Annotated in this window: 22 protein-coding genes; 18 read left to right on the forward strand and 4 right to left on the reverse strand. The window is 50.6% G+C overall.

Going from position 1 to position 19865, the window contains the following annotated elements; all coding sequences use genetic code 11:
- Positions 1-18: 18 nt before the first annotated feature.
- Both M0220_RS12825 and M0220_RS12830 read right to left on the reverse strand, forming a co-directional pair.
- Positions 19-414, reverse strand: coding sequence for a thiol-disulfide oxidoreductase DCC family protein (locus M0220_RS12825; protein WP_264017823.1), 396 nt, complete (start codon positions 412-414; stop codon positions 19-21).
- Positions 411-1991 (reverse strand): cryptochrome/photolyase family protein, encoded by a 1581-nt coding sequence (locus tag M0220_RS12830; protein WP_264017824.1) that lies wholly within the window; start codon positions 1989-1991, stop codon positions 411-413. Before M0220_RS12830 ends, M0220_RS12825 begins: the two co-directional genes overlap by 4 nt.
- 112 nt (positions 1992-2103) lie before the next feature.
- Here M0220_RS12830 and hemH point away from each other — a divergent pair, with 112 nt between their 5' ends.
- From hemH to rloA3, 13 genes are all read left to right on the forward strand, one after another.
- Entirely contained in the window at positions 2104-3183 is a 1080-nt protein-coding gene (hemH, locus tag M0220_RS12835) for a ferrochelatase (protein WP_030073307.1), read from the forward strand.
- A gap of 195 nt (positions 3184-3378) precedes the next feature.
- On the forward strand, positions 3379-5727 hold the full coding sequence (locus tag M0220_RS12840) for a putative monovalent cation/H+ antiporter subunit A (protein WP_264017825.1): 2349 nt from the start codon (positions 3379-3381) through the stop codon (positions 5725-5727).
- Positions 5720-6151 carry a Na+/H+ antiporter subunit B gene (locus M0220_RS12845; protein WP_030073303.1) on the forward strand — a complete coding sequence of 144 codons (432 nt, stop codon included), beginning with the start codon at positions 5720-5722 and terminating at the stop codon, positions 6149-6151. The genes M0220_RS12840 and M0220_RS12845 overlap by 8 nt, the downstream gene beginning before the upstream one ends.
- 18 nt (positions 6152-6169) lie before the next feature.
- Complete coding sequence (locus M0220_RS12850) at positions 6170-6517, forward strand: Na+/H+ antiporter subunit C (RefSeq protein WP_030073299.1); 348 nt, start codon at positions 6170-6172, stop codon at positions 6515-6517.
- Positions 6514-8115, forward strand: a complete 1602-nt coding sequence (locus tag M0220_RS12855) for a Na+/H+ antiporter subunit D (protein WP_030073297.1) — start codon at positions 6514-6516, stop codon at positions 8113-8115. Before M0220_RS12850 ends, M0220_RS12855 begins: the two co-directional genes overlap by 4 nt.
- Positions 8112-8585 (forward strand): Na+/H+ antiporter subunit E, encoded by a 474-nt coding sequence (locus M0220_RS12860; protein WP_030073295.1) that lies wholly within the window; start codon positions 8112-8114, stop codon positions 8583-8585. The genes M0220_RS12855 and M0220_RS12860 overlap by 4 nt, the downstream gene beginning before the upstream one ends.
- Positions 8585-8854, forward strand: a complete 270-nt coding sequence (locus M0220_RS12865; protein WP_009721695.1) for a monovalent cation/H+ antiporter complex subunit F — start codon at positions 8585-8587, stop codon at positions 8852-8854. The genes M0220_RS12860 and M0220_RS12865 overlap by 1 nt, the downstream gene beginning before the upstream one ends.
- Positions 8847-9251, forward strand: coding sequence for a monovalent cation/H(+) antiporter subunit G (mnhG, locus tag M0220_RS12870; RefSeq protein WP_030073293.1), 405 nt, complete (start codon positions 8847-8849; stop codon positions 9249-9251). Before M0220_RS12865 ends, mnhG begins: the two co-directional genes overlap by 8 nt.
- A gap of 232 nt (positions 9252-9483) precedes the next feature.
- Positions 9484-9651 (forward strand): DUF2256 domain-containing protein, encoded by a 168-nt coding sequence (locus M0220_RS12875; RefSeq protein WP_084180475.1) that lies wholly within the window; start codon positions 9484-9486, stop codon positions 9649-9651.
- Positions 9644-11065, forward strand: coding sequence for a DASH family cryptochrome (locus M0220_RS12880; RefSeq protein ID WP_264017826.1), 1422 nt, complete (start codon positions 9644-9646; stop codon positions 11063-11065). The genes M0220_RS12875 and M0220_RS12880 overlap by 8 nt, the downstream gene beginning before the upstream one ends.
- 49 nt (positions 11066-11114) lie before the next feature.
- Positions 11115-11561 carry a DUF3429 domain-containing protein gene (locus M0220_RS12885; RefSeq protein ID WP_030073290.1) on the forward strand — a complete coding sequence of 149 codons (447 nt, stop codon included), beginning with the start codon at positions 11115-11117 and terminating at the stop codon, positions 11559-11561.
- Positions 11562-11629: 68 nt separating this feature from the next.
- Positions 11630-12886, forward strand: coding sequence for a lytic murein transglycosylase (locus tag M0220_RS12890; RefSeq protein WP_030073288.1), 1257 nt, complete (start codon positions 11630-11632; stop codon positions 12884-12886).
- Positions 12887-12939: 53 nt separating this feature from the next.
- The gene (gene rloA3, locus M0220_RS12895) at positions 12940-13494 is read left to right on the forward strand and encodes a retropepsin-like aspartic peptidase RloA3 (RefSeq protein ID WP_030073286.1); all 555 of its coding nucleotides are present in this window, start codon (positions 12940-12942) and stop codon (positions 13492-13494) included.
- A gap of 55 nt (positions 13495-13549) precedes the next feature.
- On the opposite strand, the gene M0220_RS12900 is transcribed toward rloA3, so the two are convergent.
- The gene (locus M0220_RS12900; RefSeq protein WP_264017827.1) at positions 13550-14260 is read right to left on the reverse strand and encodes a 16S rRNA (uracil(1498)-N(3))-methyltransferase; all 711 of its coding nucleotides are present in this window, start codon (positions 14258-14260) and stop codon (positions 13550-13552) included.
- A 134-nt stretch (positions 14261-14394) separates the two neighbouring features.
- On the opposite strand from M0220_RS12900, the gene phaR reads away from it, so the two are divergent.
- From phaR to M0220_RS12925, 5 genes are all read left to right on the forward strand, one after another.
- Entirely contained in the window at positions 14395-14859 is a 465-nt protein-coding gene (gene phaR / locus M0220_RS12905; RefSeq protein WP_030073282.1) for a polyhydroxyalkanoate synthesis repressor PhaR, read from the forward strand.
- 117 nt (positions 14860-14976) lie between these two features.
- On the forward strand, positions 14977-16272 hold the full coding sequence (gene purD / locus M0220_RS12910; protein WP_264017828.1) for a phosphoribosylamine--glycine ligase: 1296 nt from the start codon (positions 14977-14979) through the stop codon (positions 16270-16272).
- A 51-nt stretch (positions 16273-16323) separates the two neighbouring features.
- Positions 16324-16776: an acyl-CoA thioesterase gene (locus tag M0220_RS12915; RefSeq protein WP_264017829.1), complete on the forward strand. Its 453-nt coding sequence runs from the start codon at positions 16324-16326 to the stop codon at positions 16774-16776.
- Positions 16776-17648, forward strand: a complete 873-nt coding sequence (locus M0220_RS12920) for a phosphoribulokinase (RefSeq protein ID WP_009721706.1) — start codon at positions 16776-16778, stop codon at positions 17646-17648. The genes M0220_RS12915 and M0220_RS12920 overlap by 1 nt, the downstream gene beginning before the upstream one ends.
- A 53-nt stretch (positions 17649-17701) precedes the next feature.
- Positions 17702-18043, forward strand: coding sequence for a histidine triad nucleotide-binding protein (locus M0220_RS12925; RefSeq protein WP_030073269.1), 342 nt, complete (start codon positions 17702-17704; stop codon positions 18041-18043).
- Between the two features lie 110 nt (positions 18044-18153).
- On the opposite strand, the gene ettA is transcribed toward M0220_RS12925, so the two are convergent.
- Complete coding sequence (ettA, locus tag M0220_RS12930) at positions 18154-19815, reverse strand: energy-dependent translational throttle protein EttA (protein ID WP_030073267.1); 1662 nt, start codon at positions 19813-19815, stop codon at positions 18154-18156.
- Positions 19816-19865: the final 50 nt, after the last annotated feature.

The raw sequence follows: 19865 nt of genomic DNA on the forward strand, positions 1-19865 counted from the left end.
TGATCTTCTTTTATTCACTTATTTAGCGGCACGTTTTTCCCACCACTGCCCCAGTCGAACGCGGCGACGGGCAAAAAAACGATAGCCTGCATCCATTATCCCCCGTAGGCCTGGTAAGCAAGATAGCCACACTAGCCACCGGTAGCCCAACACCGCATAAAGGGCCCGGCTGGCATCCATCCCGATATACCAACTTCCCTTGCTGTCTCTTACGTGTAGCAGTCCCATCATGTCACTAAAGGTGCGTCCAACATCGGCAGCTTTGAAGTTTTCATCCTGAATATCCACTAAGGTCACGCGCTCTTTATGGCGATGTTTTGCAAGCCATGCGACTTCTACGCGGCAAAAGGGGCAGTGACCATCGTGGTATAGGGTGACTGGTGAGTTGGCCTGGAGTGTCGAAAAACGGCTCATTGAGTGTCCTTTGCGTTATAACCTTGGGTATGGTGCGCTTGGCCGTAGCCTTGGCTGGTCGGTAGTGAGGCTAGAAACTGTTCCGCCTGCTGACGCATCGCCTCACGCTTTTCGTCTTTCATGCGTGAGAGAGAGCCATAGATTAGTTTCATGCGCGGGTTACGGTTTAGCTGCTCAGCGTTGGTTTCCAGAAAATGCCAATAAAGGCTGTTAAATGGGCAGGCTTTTGGGCCAGTTACCTGCTTTGGGGAGTAGCGACAGTGCTGGCAGTGGTCAGACATTTTGTCGATATACTTGCCGGAAGCGCAGTAAGGTTTGGAACCCATTAGACCACCATCGGCATGCAGCACCATGCCCAACGTATTGGGCAGTTCGACCCATTCGCAGGCATCGGCATAAACCGCTAGGTACCAATCGCAGAGTGCTTCAGGCTTCACGCCGCAAAGTAGGGCAAAGTTGCCGGTTACCATTAAGCGCTGAATATGGTGGGCATAGCTATTGTCGATGGTCATTTGAATAGCGCGCTGTAAGCAACGCATATCAGTATTTCCATCCCAGTAAAACGCAGGCAAATCGCGTTCAAAACCAAGCCGGTTTTCACGCTTATAATTCGGCATGTGTGTCCAGTAAAGCCCACGAACATACTCTCGCCAGCCAAGTATCTGACGAATAAACCCTTCAACAGCGTTAAGGGGGGCTTTGCCATCGTAATACTGCTGCTCAGCGGCTTCGCACACTTCTTGAGGGGTTAACAGACCGATATTGAGCGCCGCCGATAGCCTGGAGTGATACAGAAACGGTGCGGCGTCGCTAATTGCATCCTGATAGCGGCCAAAATCGGCCAGGCCGTGGTTAAGAAAGTGCTTCAAATCCACCAGCGCCTGTCGGCGGGTGACGGGGAGGTTGAAGTTATCCAGGGAGCCCATATGGTCGCTAAAATGGCGCTTGGCGTCGTTGAGTGCTTCCTTGGTGAGCGCATCTTGGGTGTGTTGGGGTAGCGCTGGAAAACGGAGGGTTGCATCAATCGGTTCGCGGTTGTCGTGGTCGAAATTCCACTGGCCACCCGCAGGTGAATCGCCTTCCATTAACAGGCCGGTTCGCTTGCGCTGCTCACGATAAAAATACTCTAAACGGAGTTGTTTACGACCGTGAGCCCAGTGAGCGAAGTCGTCGGGTGTGGTAAAGAAACGCTCATCTTCTATCAGTTGCCAGGGTAGGGTAGCCTGTTGGCGCTGGCGCATGGCATCCCATAATCGCCACTCGCCGGGTCTCGTTACGTGTATTTCACTGCAGCCATACTGGGTTGCAATACGTTCGGCTTCTTCGATGAGCGAATGGGTATTGTCGGGATCATCAAGGCGGGTGTAGTGCACGGTATAGCCTTTATCCCGTAACGCTTGGGCAAAATGTCGCATGGCGGCCATGAATAAGCCGATCTTATGTATATGGTGAGGCACATAACGTGCTTCTTCGCTGACTTCACATAGGGCGACCACCGCGTTGTTCGGCGCATCGCGCAAGGTTGCCAGGGAAAGCGACAGCTGATCGCCAAGAACAAGCAGTAAAGGCTTATACATGAGTTTGCCTGCAGTTATACAAATAATGTTGATAGTATAACTTTATGCCGCGGCTTTGCCGAAAAGTGTTAAGATTTTGCCAACTATTAAAAGTACCTAAGGAGTTAGCGACATGGTCGATAGTGTTGTGAAAGATCAGCCGGGCGAAGGGCGTTTGGTTCATGCCCCTAGTGACCACCCTGCGGTTCCTCCTGCCAAGGTGGGTGTGGTTCTGGCCAACTTGGGCACCCCGGATGCAACTGACTATTGGTCCATGCGTCGCTATCTCAGTGAGTTTTTGTCTGATAAGCGCGTTGTTGATTACGCTAACTGGAAGTGGCAGCCGCTGCTGCAGCTGATTATTTTAACCAAGCGGCCGTTTTCTTCTGGGCATGCTTATAAAAGTATTTGGAACAACGAGAAAAACGAGAGCCCACTGTTGACCACCACGCGTGCGCAAACGGAGAAAATGGCCGAACGTTTGAAGGCGCTCTATGGCGATAACGTCGAAGTTGATTTCTGTATGCGCTACGGCAATCCGTCGACCGAAAGTGTGCTCAACCGTATGAAAGAGAAGGGCTGTGAGCGGATCGTCTTTTTCCCGCTATATCCCCAGTACGGCTCGCCCACCACAGCGACGGCAAATGATCAGGCATTCCGCACGCTCATGAAAATGAAGTGGCAACCTTATATTCGTACAGTGCCCGCTTACTTTGAGCACCCAGCCTATATTCAGGCGCTGGCAAACTCGGTACAAGAAGCTTATGACAGCTTTGAAACTCGTCCCACCAAGCTGGTGGCAAGTTACCACGGTGTGCCGGAGCGCTACTTGTTAGAAGGTGACCCCTACCACTGTCAGTGCCAGAAAACGACGCGCTTGATGCGCGAAAAGTTGGGGCTGAGTAAAGAGGAAGTGGACACTGCGTTTCAGTCGCAGTTTGGGCCCGAAAAGTGGGTAGGCCCGCAAACCGTTGATCATGTAGCTGAGTTGGCTAAGCAGGGGCACAAGCATATTGCGATTATGTCGCCGGCTTTCTCTTCTGACTGTGTCGAGACGCTAGAAGAGATAAAGGAAGAGATTCACGATAGCTTCATGGAAGCGGGCGGCGAGACGTTTAGCTACATCCCTTGCTTGAATGACCGGGATGACCATATTGAGGCGCTGTTGGCGGTTGTAAACAACGAGTTGTTAGGTTGGCTTTCTACTACGTAAGGATTCATCTTGTCACAAGCCGCCAAGGTACCTAACCACGGCGGCTTTTTTTATGGGTCCTAGATTTCTAGAAATTTGACCAACCTTGGTATAAGGTCTGTGCATTAAAAATCACATTTATTCAACGTTAGGGCCGTTCGATCTTGCTGCTGCCTTAGAGTTAACTGAAACGTTCTTACAGGGAGAAACCACCGGATGCAATTCGCTGTTTTAATGGGCTTTGTGCTGGCAGCGTCGTCGCCTTTGCTCAACCGCTGGTTTGGAGAACGGGCAAGCCTAGCGCTGGCACTGTTTCCTGCCCTAATGGCTGGCTGGCTGCTCAGCCTAGCGCCGGTCGTCATAAGCGAGGGATCATTACTGCTGGAGTGGGCATGGGTGCCGTCTCTAGGCATCAGTCTAAGCTTTTTAGTTGATGGGCTTTCCTTATTATTTGGCCTTTTGATTACAGTGATCGGTACCTTCGTGCTGATTTATGCCGGTGGGTATTTAAAAGGCCATGACGATATCGCACGTTTTCACTTAGCGCTTGTAGCGTTTATGGCCTCTATGTTGGGGTTGGTGCTCGCTGATGGGCTGCTGACACTCTTTGTCTTTTGGGAATTAACCAGTATCACGTCTTACTTATTGATTGGCTTTAACCACTACGACATGGAGGCTCGGAAAGCCGCACGCCAAGGGTTGTTCGTCACTGTCGCGGGTGGACTAGCGTTGATGGCAGGCCTTGTGTTCCTGGGAGTGGCTAGCGGGAGTTGGTCGCTTTATGAAATAAGCCAAATGGAAAGCGATCTTCGCGACCATTCGCTTTATACCCCTATGCTTATTTGCCTGCTGTTGGGAGCTTTTACAAAATCAGCTCAGTTCCCTTTTCATTTTTGGTTGCCCAACGCGATGGCGGCACCGACACCAGTCTCGGCCTATCTGCACTCAGCGACCATGGTAAAGGCAGGTATTTACTTACTGGCCCGTTTGCAGCCAGAGCTCGGTGGCACAGCGCTGTGGGTGGGAATACTGTCAGTGGTCGGCGCGACCACCATGTTAACGGGGGCTTTCTTAGCGATTCATCACACTAATATCAAAAAGCTACTGGCCTATTCCACCATTATGGCACTGGGCACGTTAACCATGCTGTTGGGCATTGGTTCTGAGTACGCTATGACGGCATTTGTTACCTTTTTACTTGCTCATTCGATGTATAAAGGGGCGCTGTTTATGGTTGCCGGTATATTAGACCATGAGACAGGTACCAAAGACGTTACTGCCATGGGTGGGCTGAAGTCTGCCATGCCAATCACCGCGGTGATTGCCTGTGTGGCGGCGCTGTCGTTGGCTGGTGTGCCGCCGCTTTTTGGGTTTATTGGAAAAGAGTTAATGCTAGAAGCAGCGTTAGGCGCAGAGCGTTTTAAAATGCTGTTAGTTTTGTTTGCCTTTTTAGCTGCCATCCTGACGATAGCCGTGGCCATCATCATAGCGATTCGCCCCTTTTGGGGGCAGTTGCATACCACCCCAAAAGAGCCCCATGAAGCGCCTTTTAGCATGCTAATTGGGCCTGCTGTGTTGGCGCTTGGTTCGCTTTTGCTAGGGTTGGCACCCGCCATTCTGGGGGCTGATGCGTTACTTACATCAGCCGCAACAGCGGTGGCAGGCGAGCCACTATCGGTGACACTGTCGCTCTGGTATGGCATCAACATGGCATTGATCATGTCGATTGTTAGTCTTGGGCTAGGCTTTTTCCTGTTTAAACGCTGGGACGGGGCCCGTAGCAAATTAGCGATGCTGGCGCCCGTCATGCGCCATGGCCCCGAAGCGGGTTACGAAGGTTTAATGAATGGCATTGTGCGATTTTCTGAATGGCAGACACGCTTGCTGCAAAACGGCTACATGCGCAACTACATTCTTGTCATGTTAGTGGTGCTTATTGCCCTGATTGGAAACTCGATATTGGTTCGCCACTCTCCCCAGCTGGCCTTGACGCTGGACGTGCGTTTCCATGAAGTAATTGTCGTTGGCACGATGGTGATGGGTGCGTTGTTTGCGACCATTTCCCGCTCACGTCTTGGGGCGGTGGTGTCAGTTGGCATTATGGGCTTCTCGATTGCGCTGATCTTTATTCTTTTTAGTGCCCCGGACTTGGGTATTACCCAGCTATTGGTTGAGACCATGACGGTTATCTTATTGGTCTTGGTGCTCTTTCGCTTGCCTCGCTTTTCAAACCTCTCCACCAGTTTGGAACGTATCCGCGATGGTAGTGTGGCTGCGATGATGGGGATTTTAATTTTTCTACTGATTATGACCGCCTGGAGTATCAATCAGTTTGAGCCAATTTCAACATATATGGTCGAGAACAGTGCTCCCTTGGCTTATGGCCGTAACATCGTAAACGTCATTTTGGTGGACTACCGTGCTCTCGATACGCTAGGCGAAATGTTTGTACTTGCTCTCGCTGCAATTGGGGTAATTGCCATGCTTAAGCTTCGCCACGGCGGAGATGAAAACAAAGCAGCAGAATGCGAAAAAGCCAGTATTAAGGAGCCGTACGATGGTTAAATCAGGCACCATCATTCTCAATACTGCGGCACGTTTTTTGATGCCGCTACAGCTGATGTTTTCAATTTTCTTGTTGCTGCGTGGACACGATGAGCCAGGTGGTGGGTTTATTGCTGGTCTGGTGGCAGCTGGGGCTTTCACGCTTTATCTGTTTGCCTTTGGCGTCAGTGCCACTAAAGAGGTGCTACGCATGGTTGATCCCCGTGACTTAATTGGGGTGGGGCTATTGCTAGGCATGATTTCAGTCGTACCTGCTTGGTTTATGGGACAGCCGTTTTTAACCGCTCAGTGGTGGACTATTCCCGTGATTGATTTTAAAGCATCTACACCGCTCATTTTTGATGTGGGAGTGTACTTTGCTGTGCTTGGTTCGGTCATGGGTATGGTGATGGCGTTGATGGAGGTGGATAAGGATGAACCTTAATAACTCAGGAGGCCCCATATGGAACCGCTAATGGCACTAGCGATTGGGCTGCTCTATGCCGCCGCTATTTTTATGATGTTACGCCGCTCTATTGTTAAGTTAGTGATAGGTCTATTGCTGCTGTCTAATGGCGCTAATTTGCTGATTTTTACTACGGCAGGCATGACCCGCGGAGCACCACCGTTAATTCCGGAAGGGATGCTACAACCATTGGGTGAGGTAGCGGATCCGCTGCCTCAGGCCGTTGTACTAACGGCAATTGTGATTGCATTTGGGGTGCTGGCGTTTGCTGTCGTGTTAATTCGCCGTGCCTACGAAATCGTAAAAGCAGATGATCTGGACAAAATGAAGGATACCGACACGTGAGGCCTGAAGTTGCACTTCCCGTCCTGCTGCCACTGCTTTCTGGAGCGCTTTCACTCCTGTTTTGGCGCTCTCGCCCCGTACAACGTTTTATTGCGGTAGCGGGTAATGTGGCACTGCTGCTTGTCAGTGTATGGCTATTTGTTGCTGTGTTAGCTGATGGTTACATTACCATGCAGATGGGCAGCTGGCCGGCGCCGTTTGGAATTACGCTCGTTGCCGATATGTTGAGTGCCGTCATGATTTTAATGACAGGCATCATTGGCTTGGCAATGGGTATTTATTCGCTGGCTACCACGGGGCGTGGCCACGAAAAGTTTGGCTATTACCCGTTGATGCACCTGTTGTTAGCGGGGGTAGCGGGGGCTTTTTTAACTGGCGATATTTTTAATCTGTATGTCTGGTTTGAAGTCATGCTGGTGGCGTCGTTTGCGTTGTTGATTCTGGGTGGTGAGCGAGCGCAGATGGAAGGGGCTATTAAATACGTCACGCTGAACCTGCTTGCATCGGTGATTTTTTTAACAGCAGTGGGGCTACTATATGGCACGGTAGGCACGTTAAACATGGCTGATATAGCGCTGCGCATGGATGAGGCAGAACATAGTGGCATGGTCGAAGTGCTTGCTGTCATGTTTATGGTGGCCTTTGGTATTAAAGCCGCTGCCTTCCCACTCTTTTTCTGGCTACCTGCTTCCTATCATACCCCGCCAGTAGCCGTATCGGCGCTGTTTGCTGGCTTGCTGACAAAGGTCGGGGTGTATTCGTTGTTTCGCGTATTCACGCTTATTTTTGATCAGACAATGGGGTATCTGCAGGACATTATGCTTTGGGGAGCCGTGCTGACGATGGTCACCGGTGTGCTTGGTGCTGCCGCTCAGTATGAGTTCCGTCGCATTCTCTCATTCCACATTGTGAGCCAGATTGGTTATATGATTCTTGGTTTGGCACTTTATACACCCCTAGCGATTGCTGGTGGGGTATTCGCTATCATGCATAACATTATTGTTAAAACAAATCTGTTTCTGATCAGCGGTATTACCCATCGTTTACAAGGCACTTACCAGCTTAAAAAGATGGGAGGCCTTTATCGCGAACGGCCTTGGTTAGCGGTGGCCTTCTTTATTTCGGCATTTTCGCTCGCAGGCATTCCGCCCCTATCGGGCTTCTTTGCCAAGTTCGTGCTGGTTCGCGCTGGCCTTGAAGCAGAAGCTTACGTAGCGACAGGGTTTGCACTGGCGGTAGGAATTATGACGCTTTATTCCATGGTGAAAATTTGGAATGAAGTTTTCTGGAAGGCGCTGCCGGAAGACAACAATGTACCCGCCTCACACACGTCTGTCGGAGATGATGGACGTTTATTAAAACCAAGCCTGTGGATGATGTATACGCCAGTTATTGTGCTGGCCATGATGTCACTATTAATAGGTGTTTTCGCTGAACCCATCATGCAAGTGATGACGCTTATTGGTGAGCAGCTGATGACACCGTCAGGTTACATTGAGGCTGTACTAGGTGTGTCTGCTAGCGCCGAAGCAGCGATGCTTGACCCGATTGAGTTACAGGCCGAGCAGTTAGGCGACCGTACGGAGGACTCCCCATGACCGGTGCGATTTGGAACCTCTTGCTCGGGCTAGCCTGGGTGCTGTTAAGTGGAGACTTCACGGGGCTTAATTTGTTAGTGGGGATGATTTTTGGCTACATCGCATTGCTATTAATCGAGCCTCAAGTCGAGGCGTTGAAAGGTTATCCGGCTCGTGTGCCGAGAATTATTGGTTTTATCGGTTTTTTCATTAAGGAGTTAGTGCAGGCTAACCTACGCGTTGCATTCGATATACTGACACCGCCTTGGCATATGAAACCAGGCGTTATTGCGCTGCCTCTTTCTGCTCGTACCGAAATGGAAATTACTATGGTTGCTAATTTGATTTCGCTAACGCCGGGCACATTGAGCCTTGATGTCTCTGATGACCGAAAAGTGCTCTATATTCATGCGATGTTTTTAGATGATGAAGAAGAGCTTCGAAATAACTTAAAAGAAATGGAGCACCGTGCCTTGGAGCTATTTCGTTAATGGATACCGTTATTTTGATTAGCCAGATCATTATGGGGCTAGCGCTAGTGCTGACCTTTGTGCGTGTTGTGCGAGGCCCTAGCTTACCTGACCGTGTTGTTGCACTTGAGTTGTTCTCCACCACGGTGGTGGGGCTTGTGGGGGTTTATGCAATTCAGTCGGGCGTGGCAAGCTTTCTGGATGCCGCTATTGTGATTGCCTTGATGGGGTTTTTAGCAGCGATTGGTTTTGCACGCTTTCTAGAACGTGGGGGCCCGCGGGATGATTGAGTTTATCAAAGGCACACTGTTGATAACGGGGTCGAGCTTTATGCTACTCGCTGCAATTGGTTTGCTGCGGCTACCAGATCTGCTAACACGTATGCACGCAACTACCAAGGCGGCAGCGCTTGGTGTGATCTTAATTATGTTGGCTGCAGCCATGCACTTTGCCGAAGTTGGCATTGTTGCGCGCTCGTTCGCTATTATTGTTTTTATTTTAATAACAGCACCGATTGCTGCCCATGTGATTGGCAGGGCAGGCTATTTTGTTGGCTCACGCCTCTGGAGCGGTACCGTAAAAGATGAGTTAAGGCCCAACTATGATCCGCTGACTCACGAGCTTAAAAGCGGCCTTGAAACCCATGAAAATGCCAAGCGGCACCCCCGCACTACAGACCCTGATTGACCACAGCGGGCCGGATTAACTCTTTCCCTTGCGTTATAGAATAGCGATTCGCTGCGGTATTCACTATTGAAAAGCCATCCACTCGGATGGCTTTTTTATTGCGCGCACTAGAGAAAAGGGGCTGAGCGTCAGAAACAAACGTGTCAATTTATGTACAATAGTTATACTGTGTAGGATAATGTGTCTATGTTTTTATACGTGGCGTGCAAACGTCAGGCAGCGAGATACTCCCATGCAACGCAAGCAAGATTTACCGCAAAAAGATTGCGTTCAATGTCAGCGTCCTTTTACTTGGCGGAAAAAGTGGGCGCGCTGCTGGAATGAAGTGCGCTATTGCAGTGAACGCTGCCGTCGCGAAGCCAAGCAGCAAAGCACACCAAGGAGGCAAGTGCATGACTAGCACGACTGATATTGTATGGCTTCAGGATAATTTGCGGATAGCGGATAACCCTCTACTACATTTCAATACCCCTCCAGAACAGTTGCTTTGCCTTTATGTGCTAGATCAGCGATGGCTCGAGCCGGCGCTTGAGGGAGATGACACCCCTAGGCTTGGACCAGCTCGCCTGCGTTTTTTATGGCAAAGTTTGATGGAGCTACGTGGTGAGCTGTTACAGCGCGGCAGTGATTTGTTAGTTCGCATTGGCGACCCCGCCAGTATTGTACTGGAAACAGCCAAAACGCTAAGCGCACGAGAAGTTCGAGTAGCAGTCCATTCGGGATATGAAGAATCGCAGCATATCGAGCGTGTTGCTGAGCATCTTCCATCGGGTTGTCAGCTTTTTTGCGCTGATAGTGGTTATTTGATTTCTGAAAATGAGTTGCCCTTTGCGTTGAATGAACTGCCGCCAAGCTTTTCGGCATTCCGACGCCGTATAGAAAAACATTGCGAATTTTCTGAACCGCAACCTGCACCAGTGACACTGCCACCCTGGCCAGACGCAGCGCCCAGAGGGTTTCCTCCTTTAAAAGCCGTTTGCGAAGAGAGTGCTGACTGGCAGCCGGATCAGCGACAAGGCTTTGTATTCGTTGGGGGTGAGCTGGCTGCCCGTGACCGCTTTCAACAGTATCTCTGGCGTCAAAACGGTGCGGAATCTTATAAGAAAACCCGTAATGGGTTACTGGGTGCAAATTTCTCGACGCGTTTTTCTCCTTGGTTAGCACGTGGCTGTTTGTCCGCGCGTCAGGTGCATCAAGAAGTAAAAGCCTGGGAAGCGATAAACGGCAGCTGTGAATCCAGTTACTGGATAGTTTTTGAACTCTTGTGGCGTGATTATTTTCACCGAGCGGCCCAACTGGAAGGCGCTGCGCTATTTGGTCATGAAAAATTGTCGCCTGCTAACAAAGCATTTAATGCGTGGCGCAATGCTACAACCGGCGTGCCATTTATTGACGCTGCCATGCTGGAGCTTAAATACACCGGTTGGATATCTAACCGAGCCCGCCAAAATGTCGCCAGTTTCCTAGTGAAAGATCTGAACGTCGACTGGCGTCTTGGGGCGTGGTGGTTTGAGCACTGTTTGATTGATTATGATGTGGCAAGTAACTGGGGTAATTGGCGTTATGTGGCTGGAGTTGGCCGTGACCCCCGTGAAGACCGTTATTTTAATGTACTAAAGCAAGCAAGCCATTATGATCCTAAGGGGCTTTACGTCGCCTACTGGCTACCTGAATTAGCGACGTTGCCAATAGGATTAGAGCGACAACAACCCTGGCGTGTAGCGCCTTCCAGGTTTGGTGTGCCCTATGTAGAGCCAAGCGAGTGGCAACGCTGGCTAGTAGCTAAAACAGAACTTCAAGAAACAGATGAGTAATGTTTCACTTAGGTACTGACAATAGCGTTCAAGAAGTGGATTTTGAAATATGAGAGAGGTAAGTAGTGACTGCCGCGTTGCTTGGTTTCTTGGTCTTGCAGGGTTAATTCCTTTTGTTGCCGGGGGCGTGATCGCTTGGTGGGGATCTTCTGCTTGGCAAGTAACAGCGGTGTATGGATTTAGCTATTACAGCGCAGTTATTTTGTCTTTTCTAGGGGGTGTTCATTGGGGAAGTGCTCTTCAAGTACCGCGCCCAGACAACCGCCGACGTTTGTTTATCGCTATGGTGCCCAGCTTAATCGCTTGGCCTGCATTATTATTCAATGTGGTGACAGGGTTATGGGTGTTGCTAGCAGGCTTTATTTTAATCGGTGGTTACGATCTTAGTCGCGATGGGCGAGAAGGCTTTCCTGCTTGGTATTTTAAACTGCGTGGTTTGCTGACTGGGGTCGTGGTGGCATTTCACCTGATTGTTTTATTGCGGCTTGGTGGGTAAGACTAGCATCTGCCGTGTTTCTGAGCCATTATCGGAAACACGCCAAGGATTGCCAAGAGATTAATGCTATGTCTTTGAAAGATAAAGGTTCAATAAGTATCCGTCCCGCATTGTGCTTATCACTTGCATTAGCGGCGAGTAGTGTTCCGCTAAGTGCTAGCGTAGCCGCTAATCAGCAGCTAATGAGCGAAGTGGATGCACGCGCAGCCGAACAAGTTAGCTACGCCAGTTTTAACCAGTGGTTAGCTGATTTTCGCCGCTACGCTGCACAGCAAGGAATTAGTGAGGCAACGCTTACCTCTGCGTTTGATGGGCTTCGCTACCGTGAACGGGTGATTGAGCTTGACCAGTATCAGCCAGAGTTTGTTCGTCCTATTTGGCAATACCTTGATACAGCAGTTTCCAGTACACGGATTAATAACGGGTTAGAAAAGCTTGCGGCTCATCGCGATACTGCTCGGCAAATGCAGCAACGCTATGGCGTTCCTGCGGAAATTATCGTCGCCATTTGGGGTATCGAAAGTAATTATGGCAGTAATTTTGGTGACTTCTCGACGCTTGAGTCACTGGCAACACTTGCTTACGATGGCCGTCGGCGTGATTTTGCACGGGGCGAACTGTTAGCGGCTCTACGGATTATTGACCAAGGTGACATTGCCGCTGAGCAAATGAAAGGCTCTTGGGCGGGCGCCATGGGGCATACGCAGTTTATACCCAGCAGTTTTGAAGCCTATGCTGTGGATGGCGATAATGATGGCCGTCGAGACATATGGGGCAGTATTCCTGATGTCATGGCATCTACCGCTAACTATCTTGCGCGGGCAGGCTGGCAGGCTGGACAGCCCTGGGGCGTGGAAGTCAACTTGCCTGACTCGTTCGATTACTCACAAACGCAACGGCGTAGCAGTGCTGAATGGGCGTCACAAGGCGTGCGTCCGATAAGTGGCGAACTTCCTAATTTTGATAGCGCTGCGGTGATTGTGCCCGCAGGAGCAAACGGCCCAGCATTTTTAGTAGGGCCTAACTTTCGGGCAATTTTGCGCTATAACAATGCCACCAGTTATGCTCTAGCCGTGGCTACACTGGCAGATGCTATTGCGGGACGTGATGGCATTAAAGCGTCTTGGCCAAGAGACCAAGCTCCGCTAACACGTGATGATGTACGTACCCTGCAGCAACGTTTAAATAATGCTGGTTATTCAGTAGGAACTGCGGACGGCATCATGGGACCCAATACACGTGAAGGGTTACGCGCTTTCCAACGTGACCAAGGACTCATTCCGGATGGCTTCGCGACACAGGCGCTGTTAGAACGGTTGCGTTAATGGTTTATTAGGTCTTTGTAGTTATTTAAATTTCTCACCAAGGACGAAATGTAATGAGGAAAACTTTTCTGGGTGTTCTGGCTGCTAGTGCTGTTGCCGGTGCATTACTAGTGAGCATGGTTGCTCAAGCAGATGATAAGGTATTTGGCTGGGTTGAAAATGCATTAATTGAGCCTTGGGGTATCGCTGTGAAAGCTAAGCTAGACAGCGGTGCACTGACTTCTTCGCTAGACGCACGTGATATCGAAATGTTTGAGAAAGAGGGCGAAGAGTGGGTTCGTTTCCGGCTCAAGCTAGAGGATCAGGAGAGCGGTGAAACATTTAGCGATCAGATCGAACGCCCCCTCTATCGCGAGCTAGCCGTACGCGGGGCAGGTGGTCGTGATGAGCGTCCGGTGGTGCTAATGGACGTGTGCATGGGTAATACAGTTTATGAAGAGCAGTTTAGCCTGCGTGATCGAGAAGAGATGATTTATCCTCTTCTCTTGGGGCGTCGTACGATTAGTCACTTAGGATTGTTGGATGTGCGTGCTACTTTTCTTCAACAACCAGAGTGTGGGGAAAACGCGGCTTATGTTCCCCACGACCCTGCAGACGAGCAGTCTTAACGCCTGTTTTTTGAGCCTATAGCGCTCGTTACCCAGCAAAAGGCGTAGCGAAGGATTAAAAAAGTCGGGATAACAGCGCGGTTACGGCCGTTTCTACCCGTAAGATGCGGGGGCCTAAGTGCATGCCCTCGCAGCCTGCCTCAAGTAGTTTTTCAACTTCCCAGGGGATAAAACCGCCTTCCGGCCCAACGAGAAGCAGTATTTGCCCGTCAACCGTCCGCGGGCAGGCGTTCGGCATGCCAGGGTGTGCCATCAAGCCGCGCCTTTCTTTTAATAGTTCAGGCAGCTGTTCTTCTAAAAAGGGGCGAAAACCTTTGCATAGCGTCACTTTGGGCATTTGTGTGTCCCGCGCTTGTTCAAGGCCAAGTACTAAGTGGTGGTGAATTTTCTCCGTGCGGAGTTCGGGAGATTGCCAGTAGCTTTTTTCCACCCGTTTAGTGTGTAGCAGTGTAATATTTTTTACACCAAGGGCAGTGACATGCTCTAAGGTACGTGCCAGCATTCTGGGCCGAGGAAGCGCCAACACTAAGTGTACTGGCAGGGGCGGTGGGGGCGGCTCGTTCAAGCTTTCTAATGTGAAAGTTGCCTGGATATCGTTTAGTTCGGTTAGCTGTGCTTTCCCCATTTGCCCCCCCTGCAGGCCAACGGTGAAGTGATCTCCTATACAGGCGCGGTGTACCTCGCGTAAATGGGTGATACGTCGTGCGTCAGTAAGGTAAGCATAAGCTCCCTTCACTTCGCTCGGATTAAGCAGAATCAGATTCATGATTGTCGTCTATTGGTCATAAGGAAGACACGTCTAACGGTACTAATCCGTTAAGCTGGCTTGCATAGGCGCATGTTGCAGGCACAATAGCAGCAATGGCGACAAAGCCTCTACCGCGTTTAAGGAGATGCGCTGTGCGCGTAATTCGTAAATATGCTAACCGTAGGTTATATGATACTCAGCAAAGTCGTTACGTGACGCTTGAGGATCTGCGGCGTTTGATTATTGAGGAAGAACCCTTCCGCGTCGAAGATGCTAAAAGTGGGGAAGATCTAACGCGAACTATCTTGCTGTCGATCATTATCGAACAAGAGCAGGCTGATAGCGATGCTGAGGTCTTCTCGAACGATCTGCTTGCCCAGCTGATCCGTGTTTATGATATGTCATCACCTTTACCGCTGGCACGCTATTTAGAGCAGGGTACCCAGCTCATGCTAGAGCAGCAAAAGCGCATGCAAAGCCAATGGCAACAAGCAATTCGCCACTCTCCCATGGAGTTTATGCGCGAATTGGCGGAAGAGAATATGCGCTTTTGGCAAAAAACGCTTAATCAGCCTAATCAAACGGATGAAGACGATACGCCGGATAAAAGCTCGTAACGCCGCTGGTTGAGACGTTGTGGCATAATGTGGCTGATTAATTCGATGACGCTCTTAACTGCGCTCAACTAGTCTCAACTAGTCTCAACTACGCACTCCCGTTTGAGAAGGATGATAATGAACGTTTTAATGATAGGTGGCGGTGGCCGCGAGCACGCATTGGCTTGGAAATTAGCGCAGTCTAGTGATGTCGAGCAGGTGTTTGTTGCGCCGGGTAATGCAGGTACTGCCACCGAGCCTAAATTGACCAACGTAGCGATTGAAGCAACAGATTTAGACGCGTTGGTTGAGTTTGCCCAGCGTGAGCAGGTGGCGCTGACAGTGGTGGGGCCAGAAGCACCGCTAGTGGAAGGCGTTGTCGATCGCTTTCAGGCTGCGGGCCTGACCATTTTTGGACCTTCTCAACGTGCCGCCCAATTGGAAGGCTCTAAATCGTTCACCAAAGACTTTCTTGCACGTCATCAGATTCCTTCTGCTGCATACCAAACCTTTACGGCGGTAGCACCCGCTTTGGCTTACTTAGCTGAGATGGGCGCGCCGATTGTCATCAAAGCTGACGGCTTGGCGGCGGGTAAGGGGGTCATTGTAGCGATGAGCGAAGCCGAAGCTGAAGCGGCTATTCGCGATATGTTAGAAGCGAATGCCTTTGGCGATGCAGGTGCGCGCGTTGTTATCGAAGAATTTCTGGAAGGCGAAGAAGCCAGCTTTATCGTTATGGTGGATGGTGCAAATGTCGTGCCCATGGCTACTAGCCAAGACCACAAACGTGCTTACGACGGCGACACTGGCCCCAATACGGGCGGCATGGGGGCTTACTCCCCAGCGCCGGTGGTAACGCCAGAGATCGACGAGCGCATCATGGCGCAGGTTATACTTCCTACCGTGCGAGGCATGGCGGAAGAGGGCAATGCATACACAGGTTTTTTGTACGCGGGCCTGATGATTGATGCTGAAGGCAATCCAAAGGTTATTGAATACAATTGTCGTTTTGGTGACCCTGAAACTCAGCCGATTATGATGCGCTTAACGTCAGACTTAGCTGCCCTTTGTCTGGCCGGTGCTAAGGGTGAGCTTGCTGATAAGCAGTGTAAGTGGGACGACCGTGCGGCTGTTGGCGTTGTCATGGCAGCAGGTGGCTATCCCGGTAGTTACCGTAAAGGCGATGTCATTGACGGTTTAGAACAGGCAGAACAGGCAGAACAGGCCCAGTGCAAGGTCTTTCATGCTGGCACGACACAGGCTGCTGACGGCGCTATTTTAACCGCAGGCGGACGAGTGCTGTGTGTAACAGCATTGGGCAACACGGTCTCTGCTGCTCAACAGCAAGCATATCAGGGTGTTAACGCGATTCATTGGGAAGGCGCTGAGTTTCGCCGTGATATCGCATTCCGTGCTATCGCCCGGGAAGCATAGCAAACAGCGGTGGTTCGCCAGCGCTAAACTATCACCGACAAGGAGCTAGGCATGGAGCGTGTCACGCTGGATTTCCCCTCGGCAGCGATTATTCATCGGCATCCTTTGACGGTGCGGGTGACGGATATGAACTATGGCCGTCACTTGGGACATGACGTTTTAGTATCGCTACTACATGAAGCTCGTGTGCATGCCTTCGCAGCGCTAGGCTTGCCTGAGTGGGATATGAAAGGGTACCCAAGCGTTGTTGTCGATCTGGCTGTTCAGTATCAGAGCGAGGCACGCTGGCCAGATGCCTTGATAATTGAGACCGCTGTCCCTGAGCCGCAAGGCAAAGCGTTAACGGTTTACCAGCGCATTTGTCATGCGGAAACCGATAAAGTGGTGGCAACTGCTCGCGTCAATCAGCTTCTTTTAGACCTTTCTACAGGGCGGCCTGTGAACGTGCCTGATGACGTCGTGCAGGCGATTGCTCAGGCGGTCGCACCGGAGAGAGGTGCTTAATGTCGCGGGAATATCCAATCATTGCCATTACCGGCTCTTCAGGAGCGGGCACCACGACGGTGCGGCGCAGTTTTGAACGCATGTTTTTGCGTGAAGATGTGCACGCTGCCATGGTGGATGGCGATGCGTTCCACCGCTACACTCGCGATGACCTTCAGCGGATTTTTCGAGATGAGCCCGAGCGTAAAGATGAACTTTCTCACTTTGCGGTAGAAGCCAATCTGCTTGATCGGCTTGAAGGGCTGTTTATCGAGTACGGTGAACATGGGGCGGGTACGTTCCGCCACTATATTCATGCGGAAGATAAGCAAAAAATTGAGGCGGGTTATCGGGTAGGGACGTTCACTGAATGGCAGTCACTACCCTGTGGTACCGATTTGTTATTTTACGAGGGGCTGCACGGCGGTTTAGTGACGCAAGAGTATGATATTGCTCGTCACGTGGATTTGTTAGTTGGCGTTGCGCCAACCATGAACCTGGAGTGGATTCAAAAAATTGACCGTGATACTAAGCTGCGCGGTTATTCCCAGGAAGCGGTAATCGATACCATATTAGGGCGCATGGATGATTATGTGCGCTACATTCAGCCGCAGTTCTCTCGTACCCATATTAATTTCCAGCGGGTGCCCACCGTCGATACGTCGAACCCGTTTGAAGTACAAGACATTCCCACCGATGCAGAATCATTCGTAGTGATTCGTTTTAGAGACCCGTCAACAGTGGATTTTCCCTGGCTATTGGCGATGATTAAAGACTCGTTTATGACACGCCCACACACGTTGGTAGTGCCTGGCGCGCGAATGTCGCTAGCGATGGAGCTAATCCTAGCCCCCTTGGTTCGCCATTTGCTTTCTCAGCGCCGTTTTCGCTAGGCCGTTTTTGCTAGTTAGTACGTTTTCGCCACTTACAAAATGAAGGAGGCCGTATGGATTGCCTGTTTTGCAAAATAATAAACCGCGAAATTCCCGCAGATATCGTATATGAAGATGAGCACGTGTTGGCATTTAATGATATTAGCCCTCAGGCACCAACGCATCAGCTGATCATTCCTAAAAAGCACATTGCCACGCTGAACGATATTACTCCAGATGACTTAGCGGTTATTGGGCGATTGCAGTACACCGCTGCACAGCTAGCTAAACAGCAAGGCTTCGCAGAAGATGGTTATCGAGTAGTCATGAATTGCAACGAAATGGGCGGCCAGACTGTTTACCATATTCATATGCATTTGATGGGTGGGCGGCAGTTTACTTGGCCGGCAGGCTAGTAACGTTTTCAGTTTTTTTATAAACGTTAAGACAGTAAAAAACCCCAAGTGCGCTTTCATCCGCACATGGGGCTTTTTTGCATATAAGCAGTGTTGCTACGATGCCACGATCAGGCGTCGATACGCTTATACTTCATCCGCTTAGGCGTGTCATTACCCACGCGCTTTTTGTGGTCTTCTTCATATTCGGTGTAGTTGCCATCGAAGAAGACAACTTCTGAATCGCCTTCAAAGGCGAGAATGTGCGTAGCGATACGGTCGAGGAACCAACGATCGTGAGAGATCACCATAGCGCAGCCAGGGAAGGCAAGTAGCGCTTCTTCCAATGCGCGTAAGGTCTCAATGTCTAGATCGTTTGAAGGCTCATCTAGCAGCAGTACGTTTGCGCCTTGCTTCAGCGTTTGGGCAAGTTGCAGACGACCGCGTTCACCACCAGAAAGCTCATCTAAGCGCTTCTGCTGATCGTTCCCCTTAAAGTTGAAGCGGCCAACGTAGGCCCGCGAGGATACTTCATAGCCATTGATGTTGAGAATATCCTGCCCATCAGAGACGGCTTCCCAAACAGTTTGCTTGTCGTCTAGCGCGTCGCGCAGCTGCTCAACGTAGGCAATATCGACTGTCTCGCCAATCACTACTTCGCCAGCATCCGGCTGTTCTTGGCCGGTGGCCAGCTTGAACAGCGTTGATTTACCGGCCCCGTTACCACCTACAATCCCGACAATTGCCCCTTGGGGAATGGTAAACGAGAGATCCTGGTAGAGTAGTTTGTCATCAAACCGCTTGGTGACGTTATGAAACTCAATGACCTTGTCACCCAGGCGTGGGCCAGGCGGAATATAGATCTCGTTTGTTTCATTACGCTTTTGGAAATCACCAGACTGCATCTCTTCAAAGCGATTAAGGCGCGCTTTGCTCTTCGCTTGACGCCCCTTGGTGTTGCTGCGCACCCATTCAAGCTCTTGCTTGATGGCTTTTTGGCGCGATACTTCTTGCTTGGCTTCTTGGTTCAGGCGCTGCTCTTTCTGTTCCAGCCATTGAGAGTAGTTGCCTTCAAAGGGTATGCCCTGGCCACGGTCAAGCTCTAGAATCCATCCAGCAACGTTATCCAGGAAGTAACGGTCGTGGGTGATGGCCACTACAGTGCCGTTATAGTCGTGCAAGAAGCGCTCTAGCCAAGCAACGGATTCAGCATCCAAGTGGTTAGTAGGCTCATCAAGCAGCAGCATATCGGGACTTGAAAGCAGCAGGCGGCATAATGCCACGCGGCGACGCTCACCCCCGGAAAGGTTGCCTACTTTGGCATCCCAAGGCGGTAGACGCAGCGCTTCAGCAGCAACTTCTAGCTTACGCTCAAGGTTATGCGCATCCGCAGCTTCAATAATATTTTCAAGGCGTGCTTGTTCGCTCGCTAAGGCATCAAAATCCGCATCAGGCTCGGCATAGGCGGCGTACACCGCGTCTAGCTTCTCTTGAGCTTCTTTAATGGCGCCTAGGGCTTCTTCTACCGTTTCGCGAACGTTCTTTTCGTCATCAAGCTGTGGCTCCTGGGGGAGGTAGCCCACATTGATACCAGGCATCGGACGAGCTTCACCTTCAAACTCTTTATCGACACCGGCCATGATGCGCAGCAGTGTGGATTTACCGGAACCGTTCAAACCCAACACGCCAATTTTGGCACCAGGGAAGAATGATAGCGAAATATCCTTGAGAATTTGCTTTTTGGGCGGCACAACTTTGCCAACCCGGTTCATGGTGAATACGTATTGCGCCATGGAAATCCGTTAGGTTGTTGGAGAAAAGAGTCGCAGCTATGTGCTGGCAT

Origin of the sequence: Halomonas qinghailakensis, from assembly GCF_025820815.1 — a bacterium.
Taxonomy (GTDB): Bacteria; Pseudomonadota; Gammaproteobacteria; order Pseudomonadales; family Halomonadaceae; genus Vreelandella; species Vreelandella qaidamensis.

Excerpts from the sequence above, each read along its gene's own strand:
- M0220_RS12825 (WP_264017823.1), bottom strand. The coding sequence starts at position 414 with ATGAGCCGTTTTTCGACACTCCAGGCCAACTCACCAGTCACCCTATAC.
- M0220_RS12830 (WP_264017824.1), bottom strand. The coding sequence starts at position 1,991 with ATGTATAAGCCTTTACTGCTTGTTCTTGGCGATCAGCTGTCGCTTTCC.
- hemH (WP_030073307.1), top strand. The coding sequence starts at position 2,104 with ATGGTCGATAGTGTTGTGAAAGATCAGCCGGGCGAAGGGCGTTTGGTT.
- M0220_RS12840 (WP_264017825.1), top strand. The coding sequence starts at position 3,379 with ATGCAATTCGCTGTTTTAATGGGCTTTGTGCTGGCAGCGTCGTCGCCT.
- M0220_RS12845 (WP_030073303.1), top strand. The coding sequence starts at position 5,720 with ATGGTTAAATCAGGCACCATCATTCTCAATACTGCGGCACGTTTTTTG.
- M0220_RS12850 (WP_030073299.1), top strand. The coding sequence starts at position 6,170 with ATGGAACCGCTAATGGCACTAGCGATTGGGCTGCTCTATGCCGCCGCT.
- M0220_RS12860 (WP_030073295.1), top strand. The coding sequence starts at position 8,112 with ATGACCGGTGCGATTTGGAACCTCTTGCTCGGGCTAGCCTGGGTGCTG.
- M0220_RS12865 (WP_009721695.1), top strand. The coding sequence starts at position 8,585 with ATGGATACCGTTATTTTGATTAGCCAGATCATTATGGGGCTAGCGCTA.
- mnhG (WP_030073293.1), top strand. The coding sequence starts at position 8,847 with ATGATTGAGTTTATCAAAGGCACACTGTTGATAACGGGGTCGAGCTTT.
- M0220_RS12875 (WP_084180475.1), top strand. The coding sequence starts at position 9,484 with ATGCAACGCAAGCAAGATTTACCGCAAAAAGATTGCGTTCAATGTCAG.
- M0220_RS12880 (WP_264017826.1), top strand. The coding sequence starts at position 9,644 with ATGACTAGCACGACTGATATTGTATGGCTTCAGGATAATTTGCGGATA.
- M0220_RS12885 (WP_030073290.1), top strand. The coding sequence starts at position 11,115 with ATGAGAGAGGTAAGTAGTGACTGCCGCGTTGCTTGGTTTCTTGGTCTT.
- M0220_RS12890 (WP_030073288.1), top strand. The coding sequence starts at position 11,630 with ATGTCTTTGAAAGATAAAGGTTCAATAAGTATCCGTCCCGCATTGTGC.
- rloA3 (WP_030073286.1), top strand. The coding sequence starts at position 12,940 with ATGAGGAAAACTTTTCTGGGTGTTCTGGCTGCTAGTGCTGTTGCCGGT.
- M0220_RS12900 (WP_264017827.1), bottom strand. The coding sequence starts at position 14,260 with ATGAATCTGATTCTGCTTAATCCGAGCGAAGTGAAGGGAGCTTATGCT.
- purD (WP_264017828.1), top strand. The coding sequence starts at position 14,977 with ATGAACGTTTTAATGATAGGTGGCGGTGGCCGCGAGCACGCATTGGCT.
- M0220_RS12915 (WP_264017829.1), top strand. The coding sequence starts at position 16,324 with ATGGAGCGTGTCACGCTGGATTTCCCCTCGGCAGCGATTATTCATCGG.
- M0220_RS12920 (WP_009721706.1), top strand. The coding sequence starts at position 16,776 with ATGTCGCGGGAATATCCAATCATTGCCATTACCGGCTCTTCAGGAGCG.
- M0220_RS12925 (WP_030073269.1), top strand. The coding sequence starts at position 17,702 with ATGGATTGCCTGTTTTGCAAAATAATAAACCGCGAAATTCCCGCAGAT.
- ettA (WP_030073267.1), bottom strand. The coding sequence starts at position 19,815 with ATGGCGCAATACGTATTCACCATGAACCGGGTTGGCAAAGTTGTGCCG.